Genomic DNA, 19,727 nt, shown 5'->3' with positions numbered 1-19,727 from the left:
GGCCCACCCGTCGAGTGACCGAGGCGGGTGGGCGGTGGGAAAGGAATTGCGGCTGTGCCAGAGGGGCACACGATTCATCGGCTCGCGCTGGACTACGCGCGCCGCTTCTCCGGCCGGCCGGCACAAGTCACCAGCCCCCAGGGCAAGTTCAGTGACGCCGCGGCACTGCTGGACGGTTCGGAACTCACCCGCACCGAGGCCCACGGCAAGCATCTGTTCCTCGGGTTCCGGGACGCCGACTGGGTCCACATCCACCTGGGCCTCTTCGGCAAGGTCGGCTTCGGCGACGCCCCGGCGCCCCCACCCACGGACACCGTCCGGCTGCGCCTCGCCAACGACACCTCGTACGTCGATCTCCGCGGCCCCACCACCTGCGCCCTGATCACGCACACCGAGAAGCAGGCGATACACGACCGCCTCGGCCCCGACCCGCTGCGCCCGCCGGGGGACACCGACCCGAGCGCGGCCTACCGGCGCGTCTCCCGCAGCCGTACGACCATCGCGGCCCTGCTCATGGACCAGAAGGTCATCGCCGGCGTCGGCAACGTCTACCGCGCCGAGGTCCTCTTCCGGCACGGCATCGACCCCTACCGCGCGGGCAAGGACATCACCCCGGCCGAGTGGGACGCGATCTGGGCCGACCTCGTCGACCTGATGCGCGAGGGCGTCCGCAACAACCGCATCGACACCGTCCGCCCCGAGCACACCCCCGAGGCGATGGGCCGCCCGCCGCGCGTCGACGACCACGGCGGCGAGGTCTACGTCTACCGCCGCGCCAACCTGCCCTGCCACAGCTGCGGCACCGCGATCCGCACCGCCGACCTGGCCGCCCGCAATCTCTTCTGGTGCCCCGACTGCCAGAAGCCGTAAGGCTGTTGCGGAAGCCGTAGGGCTGCTGTTCTGAAAGCCGGGAGGCTGCGCTAGAACCCGTGCGGCAGCCAGGGTGCGACCGTGGAGCCGAAGGCCAATGACGCCTCCGCCAGCGCGCCCGTCCGCAGCTCCCGTACCCGCCCGGCGTCCGCGAGTGACGCGAGGGAGAACCCGCCGAGATACGCGGCCCCCAACTCCCGTACGGACAGGGCGAGATCGGCCGGGTCCTCGGTCCGCTCGCAGGACGCGCCCTTCGCGTCGCCGGTCAGCCGCCAACGGCCCGCGTTCCAGGGGCAGAAGACGTCCTCGACCTCGAACACGACGTCCACCGGCGTCTGGTAGGTCCGCGCCTCCAGCGCGGCCCCCAGGTCCACCAGCCGTACATGCAGCGAGTCCTGCTGCCGCAGACCGCACCGGCGGATGTCGGAGACGAGATGCTGCCAGGCGTCGTCCACGGGACGGCTGCGCACCGACAGCTTCGACGTCAGGTCGATGTCGAAGAGGAACCGCCACAGCGCCGCGTAGGCCGCCGGGTCCAGCGCCTCCAGATCACGCAGCAGGACCTCCCCGTTCGGGCCGGAGCCGTCCCACTCGGGTTTGACGAAGTACCGCGTGTAGCCGACGACTTCGCCGTCCCGCTCGGCGAGCACGCACTGCAACGGCGACGAGCCCTCCCGCTCGCTCGGCGGGTCCAGCAGCAGCAGGTTCTCCCACCCGGGCCGCCGCGCCAGCATCCCCGGCCGCCCGGCCACCCGCCGCGCGTACACCGCCTCGCACCGCTCGCGCACGGCGGCGGGGTCGGCGTAGCGCAGCCGTACGTCGTCCGTGCCCGGCGGAACCGTCAGCCGGACCCGGGCGGTGTCGATCTCGGCGGAGCCGCGCAGCGTGGCGATGCCGTACCCGAAGCGGCCGTAGATCGCCGGCTCGGAGGCCGTCAGCACGGCCAGCGGCTCGCCCCAGGACCGTACGTCGTCCAACTGCCGTCGCATCATGGACGTCAGCAGGCCGCGGCGCCGGTGCGTGGCGGCCACGCTGACCATCGTGACGCCCGCCGCGGGCACCGAGGCGCCGCCGGGCACGGTGATCCGGAAGCCGAACGCGCCCGCCGTCCCCACGCACGCCTCGCCGTCCCAGATGCCGATCGAGCGGTCGATCTCGGTGAGCCCCGACCACAGTTCGCGCTCCTCGGGCGACTCCAGGAGTCCGCCGAAGGCCGTGATCAGGCTGTCGTACCAGGTGTTCCACTCGTCCCGCCGCAGCACCCGCAGCTCGGTCCGGTCGGCCCGCGTGTCTCTCGCCTCTGTCCCCATGGACCATGCCTATCAGCGCATTGCGGGACGAGCCAGGGAATTTCCGCTCGACGCCCGCACAGGAGCCTCTGGTGAAGTTGACTGTGAAGTTGAACCTCGCAGGGGGGACAAGTGGGACCTCCCGTGCCAAGCGGCTGGTCGGATGGATAGGGTCCCGAACTAATGGCAGCAGGACGAGAGCGGCGCGCGGAGGCCGACACGTTCATGGCCCGGTTGAGGAAGCTGGTTCACCGGGTCCGCACCGGCCTGCGCAGAAGCGCCGTCGACTACTTCCGCGGGGACGGCTCGGACTGGGTCGCGCTCGCCGGACTCCTGATCACCATCCCGGTCATCGCCGCTACGACCCTCGCCAACGCGGTGTGGTTCTCACCGGCCGTGCTGGTCCTGCCGATCGTCGCGGGCGGCCTGCTGCTGCGGCCCGCGAGCCTGCTCGGCCTGTACGCGGCGGCGGCCACCGCCCTGATCGTGGAGTCGGTGAAGCTCGGCCCGTACACCGAGGGCCCGGCCCGGGTCACCCCGGGCGTGGTGCTCGTGGTGGCCGCGTGCGGCTTCTTCGGACTGCTGATCGCCCAGTTCCGCAGCCGGGTCGGCGTGCCCTGGCGGCGCGGCGGCACCATGCTCTTCGACCTGCGCGAACGCATCCGGGTGCAGAGCAAGCTCCCGCAGCTGCCCCAGGGCTGGCACCGGGAGATGGCGCTGCGCCCGGCGGGCGGCCAGTCGTTCTCCGGCGACTTCGTCGTGGCCGCGCGCACGAACGGTGGTCGGACCATGGAGGTCGTCCTCACCGACGTCTCCGGCAAGGGCATGGACGCCGGCTCCCGCGCACTCCTGCTGTCCGGCGCCTTCGGCGGCCTGCTCGGCTCGCTGCCCCCGCACGCCTTCCTGCCCGCCGCCAACGGCTATCTCCTGCGCCAGGACTGGGACGAGGGCTTCGCCACCTCGATCCACCTGGTCCTGGACCTCGACTCAGGCGACTACGAACTCTTCTCCGCCGGCCACCCGCCGGGCCTCCAGCTCAGCGCGGGCAGCGGACGCTGGGAGGAGAAGGCGGCGGAAGGGCCGCTGCTCGGGGTGTACGACGGCGCCCAGTTCGACCCCGTGAAGGGCTCGCTGCGCCCCGGAGACGTGCTGATGCTGTTCACGGACGGCCTGGTGGAGACCTCCGACCGGGACATCGTCGAGGGCATCGACCGCCTCACCGGCGAGGCCGACCGCTATGTCGCCGGCGGCTTCCACGGCGCCGCCTGGCACCTCATCGAGGCGGTCGCCAAGGACGTCAACGACGACCGCGCCCTGCTGCTGGTCTGCCGGGAGGGCCCCACGGCCTCGGCCTCGGCGTCCGCCCAGGGACTGTCCCGGTGACCCCGCCGCTCACCCTGACCGAGGTCGAGGCCCTCGCCCGCGCCGCGCACGAGGGCCAGACCGACAAGGCGGGCCGTCCCTACGCCGAACACCTCAAGGCCGTGGCCGAGGGCGTACGGGCGCGGGGCGGCGACCCGGAACAGATCGCGGCGGCCTGGCTGCACGACTCCGTGGAGGACGACGCGCTCACCGCGAGATGGCTCGACGAGGCCGCGCTGACCCGTCGTACGAAGGACATCGTGCTGGCCCTCACCAAGCGGGCGGGGGAGAGCCCGGAGACGTACGCCGGGCGGGTGCTCGCGACCCCCGGCGCGCTCCTCGTCAAGGAAGCGGACCTGGCCCACAACGCGGACCCGGCCCGGCTCGCCGTCCTCGACGAGCCGACCCGCGTCCGGCTGACCGAGAAGTACGCACGGATGCGCGCACTTCTAGGCCTCCGGGCTACTGACTAGACACCGACCTTCTCGCGGACGGCGGGCCGCGCGACCCGCGTGCGGTCGCGGGCCGGTCCGGCCGGGTCGGGGCGGAACGCCCACTCCATGCGCGGCTCGACCACGAAGCGGAACACCCGCCGTACGGGCGGGGTGCACAGCAGCGTGACGGCGGCGACCGCGAGGGCGCTCACGAGGAGCGCGCCGTAGGGCCGGTGCAGCCAGGCGGGGTGGAACAGGCCCGCGTAACCGGCCCCCTTGACCAGGAAACCGTGCAGCAGATAGCCGTACAGGGTGCCCGCGCCCAGCGCCGTGAACCACGTCGTGCGGCTCGGCACCCAGGAGTAGAAGCCGACCGTCAGCAGCAGCGAGCAGGCGAACATCAGGAGCGTCATCACCGGCCCCGCCCACCAGGGCGCGCCGAACTCCTGCGCGGAGTCGTGGTGGTAGAACCAGCCGGAGTTCATCCGGGGCACGGCCCACCAGCCGAACACCACGGCGCCCGCGAACAACGGCACGGACAGCACGCGCACCGCGCGCCGGCGCACCCACTGGAAGTGCTCGGGCCGCAGGACCAGGCCGAGCACGAAGTACGGCAGGAACTGCGCCAGCCGTTGCAGGTCGAAGTCGTCGGTCATGTCCGGGGTGCAGGAGGCGAGCATGGCGATGCCGAGCGCGAACGGCAGCGGGTGGCGGACCAGTTTCCAGATCGGGGTGGTCAGCCGCCAGATGAACAACGCGCAGAGGAACCAGGTGAGATACAGCGGGTCGAGGAGGGTGATCTTCTGGTGCGGGTTGTCGCCCGCGTACCGGCTGAAGAGCGAGTAGGCGATCTCGAAGACGACGTACGGCACGGCGACACCGGTGAGGAGTCGCTTGAGGCGGTCGGGGCGGAGGTCGAAACTCCGGGAGAAGTAGCCGGAGATGATGATGAACGCCGGCATGTGGAAGCTGTACACGACCATGTACAGCCCTTGCAGCGCCCTGCTGTCGCCCTTGAGGGGCTCCCAGGAGTGCCCGACGGCGACCAGCAGGATCGCCAGGTACTTCGCGTTGTCGAAGAACGGGTCGCGCCGTCTGGTCGGTTCGTGCGGTTCGGTCTGTTCGTTCTTTTCGCTCTGTTCGTTCTGGCCGGATGGCATGGCAGCTTGGAACATCTGAGGCACCTTAGCGTTGCCTGTGGGAATCGGTGAAACCATCGGACGCGCGTCCGAAAAGTTTCTGAGATGTCATGATTCATCCCGAACAAAAACCGCAAAAAGCCATGCCGATGACGCCTGTTCGTGTGCTCCCGCCAACAACCCGAACTGCCGGCGAACATCTCTCTTCCGAACCTTTGCGACCAACGATGCGTCACCCGCCGCATAGGTGGGCCGGGTTGGTGGCACGATGGTTCTGGCGGGGTGCGCGGGGTCGCGTCCCCGGGCCGGGAGCGGACCGACCGAGGGTGTGTGATCAGTTGTGGCCATTTCACTGTCTGTGGTGCTGCTGTTGGCGATCATCCTGGTGGTGTTGATCCGAGGGGGATCGATCAAGGCGGGCCCCGCCATCGTCGCCATCCTCTTCGGCTTCTTCCTCGCCTCGACCGGCATGGCGCCGTCCATCAACCGGTTCCTCAACTCCATAGCGGAGACGATCAATTCGATCAGCTTCTGATGGGGCACCGCTTCACGAGACAGTCGGCGGGCGCCCTGTTCGCGGCGTTCGCCGCCTTCCTGCTCACGCGTGACATCACGTTCGACTACTTCCGTCACGCACTGCCCGACTGGGCGTACACGGCATCGGGCCTCACCGGAATCGCCGCGTCGATCGTCGCCTACCCCCTCGCCGCCCGCTGGCTCCGCCGACTGCCCTGACGAACCGGCGCAACAGCGGCCAGCGCGGCACGGCCACCCCGGCGCCGCCGAGGCCGTTCGGATCGCCGTCGTCCACCATCGGGAAGCCGCCTGGAAACACTGAGGGCCAGGCGGAAGAAAGATCCTCCGACCTGGCCCTGAGTCGTGCGGAGCGGGCGACGGGAATCGAACCCGCGTAGCTAGTTTGGAAGACTAGTGCTCTACCATTGAGCTACGCCCGCGCATGACGCGCCGCAGGTCAGACGACCGCGGCACAGAAGGCATCGTAGCGGGTCGGACGCCCTCGGCGCACACCGCCTTTTCCGCGCTCCGGCCCGTGCCCCGCCCCGCACCCCCGCGCTCGTGAAATGCGACGGCCTCACTGCCTGCGGCCATGTACCCTACGTGTCGCACCTGACGGGGTGTGGCGCAGCTTGGTAGCGCGTCCGCTTTGGGAGCGGAAGGCCGTGGGTTCAAATCCCGCCACCCCGACCACCTGCCGGACCTCCGGGACCGGTACCACACCAGTACCTCGCGCGATCGCCTTTTGGGGCGTCCTGCCGCTGCGGCTACTATGCAAGCTGCGCGCCCGTGTGTCTCACACTCTGAAGTCCTCCGGGCGACCAGAAACCGCCGGACCTGTCTGGGTCCGCAACCCAAGAAGTCAGCCCCCAAGGAGACCGAACCGTGAAGAGCGCCGTGGAGACCCTGAACCCGACCCGGGTTCGGCTCAGCATCGAGGTGCCCTTCGAGGAGCTCAAGGACAGCCTCGACGCGGCGTACAAGAAGATCAACCAGCAGGTCACGGTGAAGGGCTTCCGGAAGGGCAAGATCCCGGCGCGCGTCATCGACCAGCGGTTCGGCCGCGGTGCGGTGCTGGAGGAGGCCGTCAACGACGCCCTCCCGAAGTTCTACACCGAGGCGGTCAACGAGGCGGAGCTCAACCCGCTCGGCCAGCCCGAGGTCGACATCACGGAGCTGAAGGACGGCGAGACGCTGAACTTCACCGCCGAGGTCGACATCCGCCCGACCATCGAGATCCCGGACTACTCGGGCATCGAGGTCGAGGTCGACGCCGTGGAGGTCAGCGAGGAGGACATCGACAAGTCCGTCGAGCAGCTCCGCGAGCGCTTCGCCTCCACCTCCCCGGTCGAGCGCGCCGCCGCCGAGGGCGACGTCGTCACCCTCGACCTGGAGGCCAAGGTCGACGGCGAGGTCCTGGCGGACGGGGTCGCCGAGGGCGTCTCCTACACCATCGGCTCCGGCGAGCTCCTCGACGGCATCGACGAGGCCGTCACCGGCCTGGAGGCCGGCGGCGAGGCCACCTTCGCCTCCGAGCTCAAGGGCGGCTCCGCGGCCGGCCAGGAGGCCCAGGTCACCGTCAAGGTGAGCCAGGTCGCCGCCCGCGAACTCCCGGCCCTGGACGACGAGTTCGCCCAGCTCGCCTCGGAGTTCGACACCCTGGAGGAGCTGCGCGCCGACAGCCGCAAGCGCCTTGAGAACATGAAGCAGTACGACCAGGCCACGCAGGCCCAGGAGCGCGTCCTGGACAAGCTGCTTGAGCTCGTCGAGGTGCCCGTCCCCGAGAAGCTCCTTGAGGACGAGATCAACACCCGCAAGCACAACCTGGAGCACCACCAGCTCGGTCAGATGGGCCTCGACCTGGAGAAGTACCTGGAGATCCAGGGCAAGACGGCCGAGGAGTTCGACGCCGAGACCAAGGAAGCCGCGGTCAAGGGCATCAAGACGCAGTTCGTCCTCGACGAGCTCGTCAACAAGGAGAAGCTGAACGTGAACCAGGAGGAGCTCACCGAGCACCTCATGCGTCGCGCGGCCTCCTCCGGCATGTCTCCCGACCAGTTCGCCCAGGCCGTCGTCGAGGGCGGTCAGGTCCCGCTCCTGGTCGGCGAGGTCGCCCGCGGCAAGGCCCTCGCGGTCGTCGTGGAGGCCGCCACGGTCAAGGACACCAACGGCGAGATCGTCGACCTGGACGACGAGGACGAGGACGAGACGGCCACCGAGACCGTCGAGACGGCCGAGGACGCCGCCGAGCCCGCCGAGGCGTGAGCACGGCACACCGAGCCGTAGGCAAGGCCGTTGAGCCGTAGCGAGGCACACAGGGGCCCCGGGGACATCGCACCCCGGGGCCCCTGCTCTTACCCGGGGTCCCACCAGCGCGGTGCATGCGCTGACAGCGAACAGTTCCCTTTGCGGGATTCCCCGAAGGGACCCGCGCGTTAGGGTCCATGAATACGAGGGCAGGGGAGTCCCCGTTGCCCCCGGCAGTACACGTGAGACGGCCCGGCGCCGTCGTAAAGACGAGCAGGTGGATACGTGACGAATCTGATGCCTACAGCCGCCGGCGAGCCCTCTTTCGGTGGCCTCGGCGACCAGGTCTACAACCGACTGCTCGGTGAGCGGATCATCTTCCTCGGCCAGGCGGTCGACGACGACATCGCCAACAAGATCACCGCACAGCTCCTCCTCCTTGCCTCCGACCCGGACAAGGACATCTTTCTCTACATCAACAGCCCCGGCGGCTCGATCACGGCCGGCATGGCGATCTACGACACCATGCAGTACATCAAGAACGACGTGGTGACCATCGCCATGGGCATGGCGGCCTCGATGGGCCAGTTCCTGCTCAGCGCCGGCACTCCCGGCAAGCGCTTCGCGCTGCCGAACGCCGAGATCCTCATCCACCAGCCCTCGGCCGGCCTCGCCGGTTCCGCCTCGGACATCAAGATCCACGCCGAGCGGCTGCTGCACACCAAGAAGCGGATGGCGGAGCTGACCGCCTTCCACACCGGCCAGACGGTGGAGCAGGTCACGCGCGACTCGGACCGCGACCGCTGGTTCGACCCGATCGAGGCCAAGGAGTACGGCCTCATCGACGACATCATGCCCACGGCCGCAGGTATGCCGGGCGGCGGCGGCACCGGGGCCTGAGGCCCCGCCACAGCCATCAGCCGACCGCCTCAGCCCCCAGGAGAGAGACAGTGAACAACTTCCCCGGCAACGGCCTGTACGACCACGCACGCGCCGAATACACGGCTCCCGCCGCCGAGTCCCGTTACGTGATCCCGCGCTTCGTGGAGCGCACCTCGCAGGGCGTGCGCGAGTACGACCCGTACGCGAAGCTCTTCGAGGAGCGCGTGATCTTCCTCGGCGTCCAGATCGACGACGCGTCCGCGAACGACGTGATGGCGCAGCTGCTGTGCCTGGAGTCGATGGACCCCGACCGTGACATCTCGATCTACATCAACAGCCCCGGCGGCTCCTTCACGGCGCTGACCGCGATCTACGACACGATGCAGTTCGTGAAGCCGGACGTCCAGACGGTCTGCATGGGCCAGGCCGCGTCCGCCGCCGCCGTCCTGCTCGCCGCCGGTACGCCCGGCAAGCGCATGGCGCTGCCGAACGCGCGCGTGCTGATCCACCAGCCCTACAGCGAGACGGGCCGGGGCCAGGTCTCCGACCTGGAGATCGCGGCCAACGAGATCCTCCGCATGCGCGGTCAGCTGGAGGACATGCTGGCCAAGCACTCGACGACCCCGCTGGAGAAGATCCGCGAGGACATCGAGCGCGACAAGATCCTCACGGCCGAGGACGCCCTGTCGTACGGCCTGATCGACCAGATCATCTCCACCCGGAAGATGAACAACGCCGACGTCCGCTGACCCGGACTCGGTATCGTCCTAGACCCCTTGGCGCGGTCCACGTGGAAGTGAACCGTGCCAAGGGGGGCCCGAACGGGGGGCCCGGCAAGGTACCGTCGGACATAAGGCAGCACCAGGAGCCGCTGTACCCAGGCGGCTCCCAGGCGAAGGGGAAGCACACCGTGGCACGCATCGGTGACGGCGGCGATCTGCTCAAGTGCTCGTTCTGCGGCAAGAGCCAGAAGCAGGTCAAGAAGCTCATCGCAGGGCCCGGTGTGTACATCTGCGACGAGTGCATCGACCTCTGCAACGAGATCATCGAGGAAGAACTCGCGGAGACGAGCGAGGTGCGCTGGGAGGAACTCCCCAAGCCCCGCGAGATCTACGAGTTCCTTGAGGGGTACGTCGTCGGCCAGGAGTCGGCGAAGAAGGCACTCTCGGTCGCGGTGTACAACCACTACAAGCGCGTCCAGGCCGGCGAGAACGGCGGCGGCCAGAGCCGCGAGGACGCCATCGAGCTGGCGAAGTCCAACATCCTGCTGCTCGGCCCCACGGGCTCGGGCAAGACCCTCCTCGCCCAGACCCTGGCCCGCATGCTGAACGTGCCGTTCGCGATCGCCGACGCGACCGCGCTCACGGAGGCGGGCTATGTCGGCGAGGACGTCGAGAACATCCTGCTGAAGCTGATCCAGGCCGCGGACTACGACGTCAAGAAGGCCGAGACCGGGATCATCTACATCGACGAGATCGACAAGGTCGCGCGCAAGAGCGAGAACCCCTCGATCACGCGTGATGTGAGCGGCGAGGGCGTCCAGCAGGCCCTGTTGAAGATCCTGGAGGGCACCACGGCCTCGGTCCCGCCGCAGGGCGGCCGTAAACACCCCCACCAGGAGTTCATCCAGATCGACACGACGAACGTCCTGTTCATCGTGGGCGGCGCGTTCGCGGGCCTGGAGAAGCTCATCGAGTCGAGGGCCGGCGCCAAGGGCATCGGCTTCGGGGCGACGATCCGCTCCAAGCGGGAGTTGCAGTCCAAGGACCAGTTCGAGGACGTCATGCCCGAGGACCTGGTCAAGTTCGGCATGATCCCCGAGTTCATCGGCCGCCTCCCCGTCATCACCTCGGTCCACAACCTGGACCGCGAGGCCCTGCTCCAGATCCTCATCGAGCCGCGCAACGCCCTGGTGAAGCAGTACCAGCGCCTCTTCGAACTCGACGGTGTGGAGCTGGACTTCGAGCGCGAGGCCCTCGAAGCCATCGCCGACCAGGCCATCCTCCGCCAGACCGGCGCCCGCGGCCTGCGCGCCATCATGGAGGAAGTCCTCCAGGGCGTCATGTACGAGGTGCCGTCCCGCAAGGACGTGGCCCGCGTCGTCATCACCGCGGACGTCGTCCTCTCGAACGTCAACCCGACCCTCATCCCGCGCGACGCGCGCGGCCGGGGCCCGGGCGAGCAGAAGACGGCGTAGCGGCAAGGCGGTTCAGCGCCGAAGGGGCCCCGGTCAGTCCGACTGACCGGGGCCCCTTCGCAGTTGAGCGGGTGCTACGCCATCAGGCCTTGACCCGCACGTCGTTGCGGAGCTTCGCGGCCAGTGCCGCGGTGCTCTCCACCGTTCCGCCGTTGCCCGCCGCGAGTTCGGCGATCCCGAACGCGCTCACGACGGCGACCGTGCTGTGGTCGCCCCAGATGCACATCGGCAGCTTGATGGTCTTCGCCGCGCCGGCCGTGGTGCTCGACGTGTCGTTGTTGGCGATCTCGGCGACCTGGCACTTCATGATGCCGTTGGAGAAGCCCGCCGGAGTGACCTTCTCCGGGCTGCCGACCAGCTTGCCGCTGGTCTTGTCGCTGCTCTGGTCCTTCTCCGACTCCGTCTTGACCTTGGCGAACATGGCGTCCACGACGGCCTCCGGGTCGTCGATCGTGCCGTAGACGCCGTCGAAGGAGAGGGTCTTCTGCGCCAGGCCGGTGCCGTTCTCGTAGCCGGCGCTGACCTCGACGGGGTTCTTCACCCCCCACTTCTGGAAGTCGGCCTTGTCGTCGTCGGTCATCGAGTTCGCCGAGTCGGAGCTGTTGTCCGACTTCTTGTACGTGCCGTTGATGACCGTCGCCGGCGCCGTCAGCTTGTGCGCGCCGTCGTCGGCCACACCGCCGCCGCCACCGCCCCCGCCGATCACGAAGTACGCGCCGACCGCGACGGCGGCCACGACCGCGACCGCGCCGATGATCAGGCCCGTCTTCTTCTTCCCGCCGCCGGGTACCGGGGGCTGCGGAACGCCGTACGGCGGCTGCCCGTAAGGAGGTTGCTGGCCGTAGGGCGGCTGCTGGCCGTAGGGCTGCTGCCCGTAGGGGTTGGGCTGCGGCGGGACGCCCTGCGGGGGCTGCTGCGGGTAGCCGTAACCGGGCTGGGCGGGCGGTTGCTGAGGGTAGCCGTAGCCGGGCTGGGGGGCGCCCTGCGGCGCCTGCTGGGGAGGCGGACCGTAGGGACCCGGCTGACCGTACGGTCCGGGCTGCTGCGGCTGCCCGTCGTACGGGCCCGGCTGGTTGTAGCTCATTCTGGGTTCCCCTCCAGATACTTATGTGTTCCCGACATCCTGGCCCAGCCACAGGAACCGCACGGCATCGGGGGTCGCACCGTTACAGAACAAACGCGTTTCGGGACACCCCCGCTGCACCCCTAAACTGGCCCCGTGACCGAGAACGCTCATCAGCAGCCATCAGCGCCCGTCTCCGAACTGCCGACCCAGTACGCGCCGGCCGACGTAGAGGGGCCGCTGTACGAGCGCTGGGTGGAGCGGGGTTACTTCGAGGCGGACGCGAAGAGCGAGAAGCCGCCGTACACCATCGTCATCCCGCCCCCGAACGTCACCGGCTCGCTCCACCTCGGGCACGCCTTCCAGCACACGCTGATGGACGCCCTGACCCGCCGCAAGCGCATGCAGGGCTTCGAGTCGCTGTGGCTGCCGGGCATGGACCACGCGGGCATCGCCACCCAGAACGTCGTCGAGCGCGAACTCGGCAAGGAGGGCAAGTCCCGCCACGACCTGGGCCGCGAGGCCTTCGTCGAGCGCGTCTGGCAGTGGAAGGACGAGTACGGCGGCAAGATCCTCGGCCAGATGCGCCGCCTCGGCGACGGCGTCGACTGGACCCGCGAGCGCTTCACCATGGACGAGGGCCTGTCCCAGGCCGTCCAGACCATCTTCAAGCGGCTCTACGACGACGAGTTGATCTACCGCGCCGAGCGCATCATCAACTGGTGCCCGCGCTGTCTCACCGCGATCTCGGACATCGAGGTCGAGTACCAGGACGACGACGGCGAACTCGTCTCCATGAAGTACGGCGAGGGGGACGACACCATCGTCGTCGCCACGACCCGCGCCGAGACGATGCTCGGCGACACCGCCGTCGCCGTCCACCCCGACGACGAGCGGTACAAGCACCTCGTCGGCCGGCACATCAAGCTGCCGCTCACCGACCGCACCATCCCGGTCGTCGCCGACACCCACGTCGACCCGGAGTTCGGCACCGGCGCCGTCAAGGTCACGCCCGCCCACGACCCGAACGACTTCGCCATCGGCCAGCGCCACGACCTGGAGTCGCTGACCGTCATGGATGAGCGCGGTGTCATCACCGTGCACGGCCCCTTCGAGGGCCTGGACCGGTTCGAGGCCCGCTCCGCGATCGTCGCCGCCCTGCGCGCGGACGGCCGGATCGTCGCCGAGAAGCGGCCCTACGTCCACTCCGTCGGCCACTGCTCCCGCTGCAAGACGACCATCGAGCCGCGCCTGTCCATGCAGTGGTGGGTCAAGGTCGCCCCGCTCGCCAAGGCGGCCGGCGACGCGGTCCGCGACGGCCGCGTCAAGATCCACCCGCAGGAGATGGAGAAGCGCTACTTCGACTGGGTCGACAACCTCCACGACTGGTGCATCTCACGGCAGTTGTGGTGGGGCCACCGCATCCCCGTCTGGTACGGCCCGGACGGCGAGGTCGTCTGCGTCGGCCCCGACGAGGAGCCGCCCACGGGTGAGGGCTGGACCCAGGACTCCGACGTCCTGGACACCTGGTTCTCCTCCGGCCTGTGGCCCTTCTCGACCCTCGGCTGGCCCGAACAGACCCCGGATCTCAAGAAGTTCTATCCGACCGACGTCCTGCTCACCGGCCACGACATCATCTTCTTCTGGGTCGCCCGGATGATGATGTTCGGCCTGTACGCGATGGACGGCGAAGTCCCCTTCAGGACCATCGCGTTGACGGGTCTGGTCCGCGACCAGTTCGGCAAGAAGATGTCCAAGTCCTCGGGCACGGCGGTCGATCCGCTGGACTGGATGAACGCGTACGGCTCCGACGCCGTCCGCTTCACCCTGGCCCGCGGCGCCAACCCCGGTACGGACGTGCCGATCGGCGAGGACTGGGTCCAGGCGTCCCGCAACTTCGCCAACAAGATCTGGAACGCGACCCGCTTCGCGCTGATGAACGGCGCGACGATCGAGGGCGAACTCCCGCCCGCCGAGCGGCTGTCGGCCACGGACCGCTGGATCCTGTCCCGCCTCAACAAGACGGTCTCCCAGGTCGACGCGCTCTACGACGACTTCCAGTTCGCCAAGCTCTCCGACGCGCTCTACCACTTCGCGTGGGACGAAGTCTTCGACTGGTACGTCGAGTTGTCGAAGACCACGTTCATGGCGGGCGGCGAGCCCGCGCAGGTCTCCGGCCGCGTCCTGGGCGAAGTCCTCGACGTCACCCTGAAGTTGCTGCACCCGATCGTCCCGTTCGTCACGGAGACGCTCTGGACTACCCTCACGGGCGGCGAGTCGATCGTCGTCGCGGACTGGCCGAAGGACTCGGGCTTCCGTGACGAGGCCGCCGAGCGCGAGATCGAGACGCTCCAGCAGGTCATCACCGAGGTCCGCCGCTTCCGCGCCGACCAGGGCCTCCAGCCCGGCCAGCGCGTCCCGGCCCGCCTCACGCTGACCGGCACGGCCCTCGCCCCGCACGAGGCCGCCATCCGCCAGCTCCTCCGCCTCCAGCCGGAGGGCGACACCTTCGCGGCGACGGCCACCCTCCCGGTCGGCGGCGCCACGGTCGCCCTCGACCTCTCCGGCACGATCGACGTGGCGGCGGAGCGGAAGCGTCTCGCGAAGGACCTCGCCGCGGCCGAGAAGGAGAAGGACCAGGCGACGGCCAAGCTCGGCAACGAGGCGTTCCTGGCCAAGGCCCCGGACAACGTCGTGGACAAGATCCGGGGCCGCCTGTCCAAGGCCGACGAGGACATCGAGCGCATCAAGGCCCAGCTGGACGGCCTGCCCCAGCAGTAGCCCGCCCGGGGTGGCGGAGCCGCGTCGACGTGCGGCTCCGCCACCCGGGCGGGACCAGCCACCCCCTCTCTCCCGCGCACCCCTAAACTGGCCCCGTGACCGACAGCGACCCCTTCGACGAGATCATCGACGCCGAGACAGACCGCGACCCCGACCTCGCGGTCATCGAGGCCGGCAGCCGGACCCTCCGTACCCAGGGCACCGGCGGGCCGCAGGCCGACGTCCCCGCGCGCCCCGAGGACCCCGAGGTGGACGCCGCGCTGCGCGAGGTCGAGGCGGACCTCGCCACCCGCTGGGGCGAGACCAAGCTGGAGCCCTCGGTCACCCGTATCGCCGCGCTGATGGACGTGCTGGGCGACCCCCAGCGCTCGTACCCCTCGATCCACATCACCGGCACGAACGGCAAGACCTCCACGGCCCGGATGATCGAGGCCCTCCTCGGCGCCTTCGAACTCCGCACCGGCCGCTACACCTCCCCGCACGTCCAGTCGATCACCGAACGCATCAGCCTCGACGGCGCCCCGATCTCCGCCGAGCGCTTCATCGAGACGTACCAGGACATCAAGCCGTACGTCGAAATGGTGGACGCGCGGCAGGAGTTCAGGCTGTCGTTCTTCGAGGTGCTGACGGGGATGGCGTACGCGGCCTTCGCGGACGCGCCCGTCGACGTGGCCGTCGTCGAGGTGGGGATGGGCGGCACCTGGGACGCCACCAACGTCATCGACGCGGACGTGGCCGTGGTCACCCCGATCGACCTCGACCACACCGACCGGCTCGGCTCGACGACCGGTGAGATCGCGGGCGAGAAGTCCGGGATCATCAAGCAGGACGCGACCGTGATCCTGGCGCAGCAGCCGGTGGACGCGGCGCAGGTGCTGCTGAAGAAGGCCGTCGAGGTGGACGCCACCGTGGCCCGGGAAGGGCTCGAATTCGGGGTCGTGTCCCGGCAGGTCGCCGTCGGCGGGCAGCTGCTCAACCTGCGGGGTCTGGGCGGCGAGTACGAGGAGATCTATCTGCCCCTCCACGGCCCGTACCAGGCGCACAACGCGGCCGTCGCCCTGGCCGCCGTCGAGGCGTTCTTCGGGGTCGGGGCCCAGCGGCCCGATCCGCTCGCGATCGACACCGTCCGGAAGGCCTTCGCGTCCGTCTCCTCACCCGGGCGGCTGGAGGTGGTGCGGCGGTCGCCGACCGTGGTGCTGGACGCGGCGCACAACCCGGCGGGCGCCCGTGCGACCGCCGAGGCGGTGGCGGAGGCCTTCGACTTCAGCCGGCTGATCGGAGTGGTCGGCGCCAGCGGCGACAAGAACGTCCGCGGGCTGCTGGAAGCCTTCGAGCCGCTGTTCGCCGAGGTCGTCGTCACACAGAACTCCAGCCACCGCGCGATGGACGCGGACGAGCTGGCCGCCATCGCCGTCGAGGTGTTCGGCGACGAGCGGGTGCAGGTCGAGCCGCGGTTGCCGGACGCTCTGGAGGCGGCGATCACGCTGGCCGAGGAGGACGGCGAGTTCGCGGGCGGCGGTGTGCTCGTCACCGGTTCCGTCATCACCGTCGGTGAGGCCCGACTGCTCCTCGGGAGGGGCTGACTCTCGTGCGTACGCTCTGTTCCTCGACGTTGATCGGCGAGTTCTTCGTGATCGGTTTCGCCGGTCTGGTCGCCATGAAGGATCCCGCTCTGGACGTGTCCACGGTGTGGACGGTGTGCGGGATCGCGATGTTCCTGTCGGTCGCGCTGTGCGGCGCGGTCACCCGGCCGGCCGGCATCGCGCTCGGTTGGGCGCTCCAGCTCGCGCTGATCGCGGCGGGTGTCGTGGTGCCGACGATGTTCTTCCTGGGGGCGGTCTTCGCGGCCCTGTGGTGGGCGTCGGTGCACTACGGCCGGAAGATCGACGAGGCGAAGGCGCGGTTCGCGGCGCAGGCCGCGCAGGCCGAGTCCGCCACTCCCGGCGCGGCGTGACTCCACTACACCTGACGTTGCGTAATGGGTGCGCGGACACGCCCTGTAGCCTCGGCTTTGTCGTGACACGACCGTGAGATGACGGTGGCACGACCGTGAGCCGACCCGCACATCATGATCCGAAGGAGTCCCGTCGTGACCCAGCGCACCCTCGTCCTGCTCAAGCCCGACGCCGTACGTCGTGGCCTGACCGGCGAGATCATCGGCCGGATCGAGCGCAAGGCCGACTGGCGGATCACCGCGCTGGAGCTGCGCACCCTGGACCAGGACACCCTGGAGCAGCACTACGGCGAGCACAAGGGCAAGCCGTTCTACGAGCCGCTGGTGCAGTTCATGGCCTCCGGCCCGGTGGTGGCCCTGATCGTCGAGGGCGAGCGGGTCATCGAGGGGGTGCGCGCGCTGGCCGGTCCGACCGACCCGATCGCCGCCGCGCCGGGCTCGATCCGCGGCGACTTCGGTGTGATCGTGCGGGAGAACCTGATCCACGCCTCGGACTCGGAGGAGTCCGCCGAACGCGAGGTGAAGATCTTCTTCCCGGGGCGTTCCTGAATCTCCATCAGTAACCCACATGCCTGACCAGGGACGGCCGCGTTTTTCCGGCCGTCTCTCGGCATATGCGTGCCGATCGGGGGAACGAGTGCCCCCGTTGGGCCGTCTCCACAAGCGAGGCGGCGCCTCACATGCTGACAATGGCGAAGACCCTCGCGCAGTGTTCGTGCAGGCGCGTCTACGATGTAAGCCTTCACGTCACAGCACCCACTTCGCCGTCCTGAAAAGCCCTCAAAAGCTCCCGGGAAGGCCAGACGAATCCTGATGGGGAACTCAATGTCGTTCATCGGCCGTGACATGGCTGTCGACCTCGGGACCGCCAACACGCTGGTGTACGTCAGGGGTCGCGGGATCGTACTCAACGAGCCGTCCGTCGTCGCGATCAACACCAACACCGGTGGCATTCTCGCGGTCGGCTCCGAAGCCAAGAAGATGATCGGGCGGACGCCGGGCAACATCGTCGCCGTGCGTCCGCTGAAGGACGGTGTCATCGCCGACTTCGAGATCACCGAGCGCATGCTCCGCTACTTCATTCTGAAGATCCACAAGCGGCGCTATCTCGCCCGCCCCCGTGTCGTCGTCTGTGTGCCCTCGGGCATCACGGGCGTCGAGCGCCGTGCCGTCATCGAGGCGTCGTCCCAGGCCGGCGCCCGCCAGGTGCACATCATCGAGGAGCCCATGGCCGCGGCCATCGGTTCCGGCCTGCCGGTCCACGAGGCCACGGGCAACATGGTGGTGGACATCGGCGGCGGCACCACGGAGGTCGCGGTCATCTCGCTCGGTGGCATCGTCACCGCCCAGTCCATCCGCGTCGCGGGCGACGAGTTGGACAACGCGATCATCCAGCACATCAAGAAGGAGTACTCGCTCCTTCTGGGTGAGCGGACGGCTGAGCAGATCAAGATCACAATCGGTTCCGCGTACGACCTCGACGACGACCAGCACACCGAAATCCGCGGCCGGGACCTGGTGTCCGGCCTGCCCAAGACCGTCGTGATCTCCGCCGGTGAGGTCCGCAAGGCGATCGAAGAGCCCGTCAACGCGATCGTCGACGCGGTGAAGACGACCCTCGACAAGTGCCCGCCGGAGCTGTCCGGCGACATCATGGACCGAGGAATCGTTCTGACCGGCGGTGGAGCCCTGCTCAAGGGTCTCGACGAGCGGCTGCGCCGGGAGACCGGCATGCCGATCCACATCGCCGAGGACCCGCTGGACAGCGTGGCGCTCGGCTCCGGCAAGTGCGTCGAGGAGTTCGAGGCGCTCCAGCAGGTGCTGGACGCCCAGCCGCGCAGATGACGTAACGCTTCGATTCCGCCGTACGGGATGATCTCCTCTCGTGCGGCGGATCGTTGATACGGAGGCATAGGCTCCGACATAGGCCTCTGCAAGAGCCTTTGCAGGCTTCCGTATCCATCTGCCCGAACCACACCTGCATACCTGAACCTCCATACCTGAACCTCTGCACATCTCTATGAGGAAGGCACGGCCGCCGCACGTGAGGGACACACGAGAGAGCCGGCTGCTCCTGGTGCTGCTGATCGCCGTAGCGTTCGCGTTGATCACGGTGGACATCCGGGGAGGGCAGGACTCGCCGGTCGAGGGTGCCCGCCGGGCCGCGGCCACCGTGTTCGGCCCGATCGAGAACGGCGTGTCGTCCGCCGTGAACCCGGTCGGCGACGCGATCTCCGCGGTCCGCGACTCCGGTGAGCGGCACGACCGGCTCGCGCTCCTGGAGAAGGAGAACGCGGCTCTCAAGGCGAAGCTCGGCAGCGACGACCGCAACCGCAGCCGCCTCGACCAGCTCGACAAGATGCTGAAGGTGGCCGGCGAGGGCCAGTACGGCATCAAGGGCGCCCAGGTCATCGCGATAGGAGCCGCGCAGAGCTTCTCCTGGACGATCACCATCGACGTCGGCGCCAACGACGGCATCAAGCGCGACATGACGGTCCTCAACGGCGACGGCCTGGTCGGCCGGGTCACCACCGTCGGGCCCGACGCCTCGACCGTCCTGCTCGCCAACGACCCCGACTTCACCGTCGGCACCCGGATGGAGGGCAGCGACGAACTCGGCTTCGCCTCCGGCGAGGGCGACGGCCCGCTGCGCGTCGAACTCCTCAACGGCAAGGCGGAGGTGCAGAAGGGCGACCGGCTCGTCACCTTCGGCTCGCAGGCCGACAAGCCGTTCGTGCCCGGTGTCCCGGTCGGTGTCGTCTCCCGCGTCGACCCCTCCGGCGGCGGCCTGACCCGCACGCTGTACGTCACGCCGTACGTCAACTTCACCAAGCTCGACATCGTCGGCGTAGTCGTGGAGGCCCCGAAGAAGGACCCGCGCGACACGGTCCTGCCGGCGAAGCCCAAGCCGACCCCGATCCCGACGGTGACCGTCACGGTCACCCCGTCCGCGAACGCGCCGGTCGACGGCCAGCAACAGCAGTAGGAGCCCT

General features: G+C 69.1%; 18 protein-coding genes and 2 tRNA genes. 16 read left to right on the top strand and 4 right to left on the bottom strand.

Going from position 1 to position 19,727, the window contains the following annotated elements:
• Window positions 1-54: 54 nt before the first annotated feature.
• A complete protein-coding gene (locus tag ACIQPR_RS16450; protein ID WP_403648129.1) occupies window positions 55-870 on the top strand; it encodes an Fpg/Nei family DNA glycosylase in 816 nt (271 codons plus the stop codon).
• A gap of 50 nt (window positions 871-920) precedes the next feature.
• Here ACIQPR_RS16450 and ACIQPR_RS16445 read toward each other — a convergent pair whose 3' ends face one another.
• Window positions 921-2,180: a GNAT family N-acetyltransferase gene (locus ACIQPR_RS16445; protein WP_403648126.1), complete on the bottom strand. Its 1,260-nt coding sequence runs from the start codon at window positions 2,178-2,180 to the stop codon at window positions 921-923.
• Window positions 2,181-2,342: 162 nt separating this feature from the next.
• On the opposite strand from ACIQPR_RS16445, the gene ACIQPR_RS16440 reads away from it, so the two are divergent.
• Window positions 2,343-3,542 (top strand): PP2C family protein-serine/threonine phosphatase, encoded by a 1,200-nt coding sequence (locus tag ACIQPR_RS16440; protein ID WP_403648123.1) that lies wholly within the window; start codon window positions 2,343-2,345, stop codon window positions 3,540-3,542.
• Entirely contained in the window at window positions 3,539-3,994 is a 456-nt protein-coding gene (locus ACIQPR_RS16435; RefSeq protein WP_403648120.1) for an HD domain-containing protein, read from the top strand. The genes ACIQPR_RS16440 and ACIQPR_RS16435 overlap by 4 nt, the downstream gene beginning before the upstream one ends.
• On the opposite strand, the gene ACIQPR_RS16430 is transcribed toward ACIQPR_RS16435, so the two are convergent.
• A complete protein-coding gene (locus ACIQPR_RS16430; protein WP_403648117.1) occupies window positions 3,991-5,130 on the bottom strand; it encodes an acyltransferase family protein in 1,140 nt (379 codons plus the stop codon). The genes ACIQPR_RS16435 and ACIQPR_RS16430 overlap by 4 nt on opposite strands.
• 304 nt (window positions 5,131-5,434) lie before the next feature.
• Here ACIQPR_RS16430 and ACIQPR_RS16425 point away from each other — a divergent pair, with 304 nt between their 5' ends.
• Together ACIQPR_RS16425 and ACIQPR_RS16420 are read left to right on the top strand one after the other, a co-directional pair.
• Entirely contained in the window at window positions 5,435-5,629 is a 195-nt protein-coding gene (locus tag ACIQPR_RS16425) for a hypothetical protein (RefSeq protein WP_026178055.1), read from the top strand.
• Window positions 5,629-5,829 (top strand): hypothetical protein, encoded by a 201-nt coding sequence (locus tag ACIQPR_RS16420; protein WP_403648114.1) that lies wholly within the window; start codon window positions 5,629-5,631, stop codon window positions 5,827-5,829. The genes ACIQPR_RS16425 and ACIQPR_RS16420 overlap by 1 nt, the downstream gene beginning before the upstream one ends.
• A gap of 150 nt (window positions 5,830-5,979) precedes the next feature.
• Here ACIQPR_RS16420 and ACIQPR_RS16415 read toward each other — a convergent pair.
• Window positions 5,980-6,050, bottom strand: a tRNA-Gly gene (locus ACIQPR_RS16415).
• Between the two features lie 176 nt (window positions 6,051-6,226).
• Here ACIQPR_RS16415 and ACIQPR_RS16410 point away from each other — a divergent pair.
• The 5 genes from ACIQPR_RS16410 (at window position 6,227) to clpX (ending at window position 10,936) form a co-directional block, all read left to right on the top strand.
• Window positions 6,227-6,303 (top strand) — tRNA-Pro (locus ACIQPR_RS16410).
• Between the two features lie 192 nt (window positions 6,304-6,495).
• Entirely contained in the window at window positions 6,496-7,875 is a 1,380-nt protein-coding gene (gene tig / locus ACIQPR_RS16405; RefSeq protein WP_403648111.1) for a trigger factor, read from the top strand.
• 279 nt (window positions 7,876-8,154) lie between these two features.
• Entirely contained in the window at window positions 8,155-8,757 is a 603-nt protein-coding gene (locus ACIQPR_RS16400) for an ATP-dependent Clp protease proteolytic subunit (protein WP_362971111.1), read from the top strand.
• Window positions 8,758-8,807: 50 nt separating this feature from the next.
• A complete protein-coding gene (locus tag ACIQPR_RS16395; RefSeq protein ID WP_403648108.1) occupies window positions 8,808-9,488 on the top strand; it encodes an ATP-dependent Clp protease proteolytic subunit in 681 nt (226 codons plus the stop codon).
• A 161-nt stretch (window positions 9,489-9,649) separates the two neighbouring features.
• Complete coding sequence (gene clpX, locus ACIQPR_RS16390) at window positions 9,650-10,936, top strand: ATP-dependent Clp protease ATP-binding subunit ClpX (protein ID WP_019065572.1); 1,287 nt, start codon at window positions 9,650-9,652, stop codon at window positions 10,934-10,936.
• 82 nt (window positions 10,937-11,018) lie between these two features.
• Here the strand turns inward: clpX and ACIQPR_RS16385 are convergent, their stop codons facing one another.
• Complete coding sequence (locus ACIQPR_RS16385; protein ID WP_403648105.1) at window positions 11,019-12,020, bottom strand: hypothetical protein; 1,002 nt, start codon at window positions 12,018-12,020, stop codon at window positions 11,019-11,021.
• A 135-nt stretch (window positions 12,021-12,155) separates the two neighbouring features.
• Here ACIQPR_RS16385 and ACIQPR_RS16380 point away from each other — a divergent pair, with 135 nt between their 5' ends.
• The 6 genes from ACIQPR_RS16380 (at window position 12,156) to mreC (ending at window position 19,720) form a co-directional block, all read left to right on the top strand.
• Window positions 12,156-14,780, top strand: a complete 2,625-nt coding sequence (locus ACIQPR_RS16380; protein ID WP_403648102.1) for a valine--tRNA ligase — start codon at window positions 12,156-12,158, stop codon at window positions 14,778-14,780.
• Between the two features lie 95 nt (window positions 14,781-14,875).
• The gene (locus ACIQPR_RS16375; RefSeq protein ID WP_403648099.1) at window positions 14,876-16,363 is read left to right on the top strand and encodes a bifunctional folylpolyglutamate synthase/dihydrofolate synthase; all 1,488 of its coding nucleotides are present in this window, start codon (window positions 14,876-14,878) and stop codon (window positions 16,361-16,363) included.
• A 5-nt stretch (window positions 16,364-16,368) separates the two neighbouring features.
• Entirely contained in the window at window positions 16,369-16,734 is a 366-nt protein-coding gene (locus tag ACIQPR_RS16370; RefSeq protein ID WP_403648097.1) for a DUF4233 domain-containing protein, read from the top strand.
• A 135-nt stretch (window positions 16,735-16,869) separates the two neighbouring features.
• Complete coding sequence (gene ndk / locus ACIQPR_RS16365) at window positions 16,870-17,283, top strand: nucleoside-diphosphate kinase (RefSeq protein ID WP_403648094.1); 414 nt, start codon at window positions 16,870-16,872, stop codon at window positions 17,281-17,283.
• A 276-nt stretch (window positions 17,284-17,559) separates the two neighbouring features.
• Entirely contained in the window at window positions 17,560-18,579 is a 1,020-nt protein-coding gene (locus ACIQPR_RS16360; protein ID WP_019065566.1) for a rod shape-determining protein, read from the top strand.
• A 199-nt stretch (window positions 18,580-18,778) separates the two neighbouring features.
• Entirely contained in the window at window positions 18,779-19,720 is a 942-nt protein-coding gene (gene mreC, locus ACIQPR_RS16355; RefSeq protein ID WP_403648091.1) for a rod shape-determining protein MreC, read from the top strand.
• Window positions 19,721-19,727 lie beyond the last annotated feature (7 nt).

The organism is Streptomyces sp. NPDC091280 (assembly GCF_044768565.1).
In the GTDB taxonomy this organism is placed as follows: domain Bacteria; phylum Actinomycetota; class Actinomycetes; order Streptomycetales; family Streptomycetaceae; genus Streptomyces.
The sequence above is the reverse complement of the archived record's forward strand: the minus strand, read 5'-3'. Positions and strand labels throughout refer to the sequence as shown.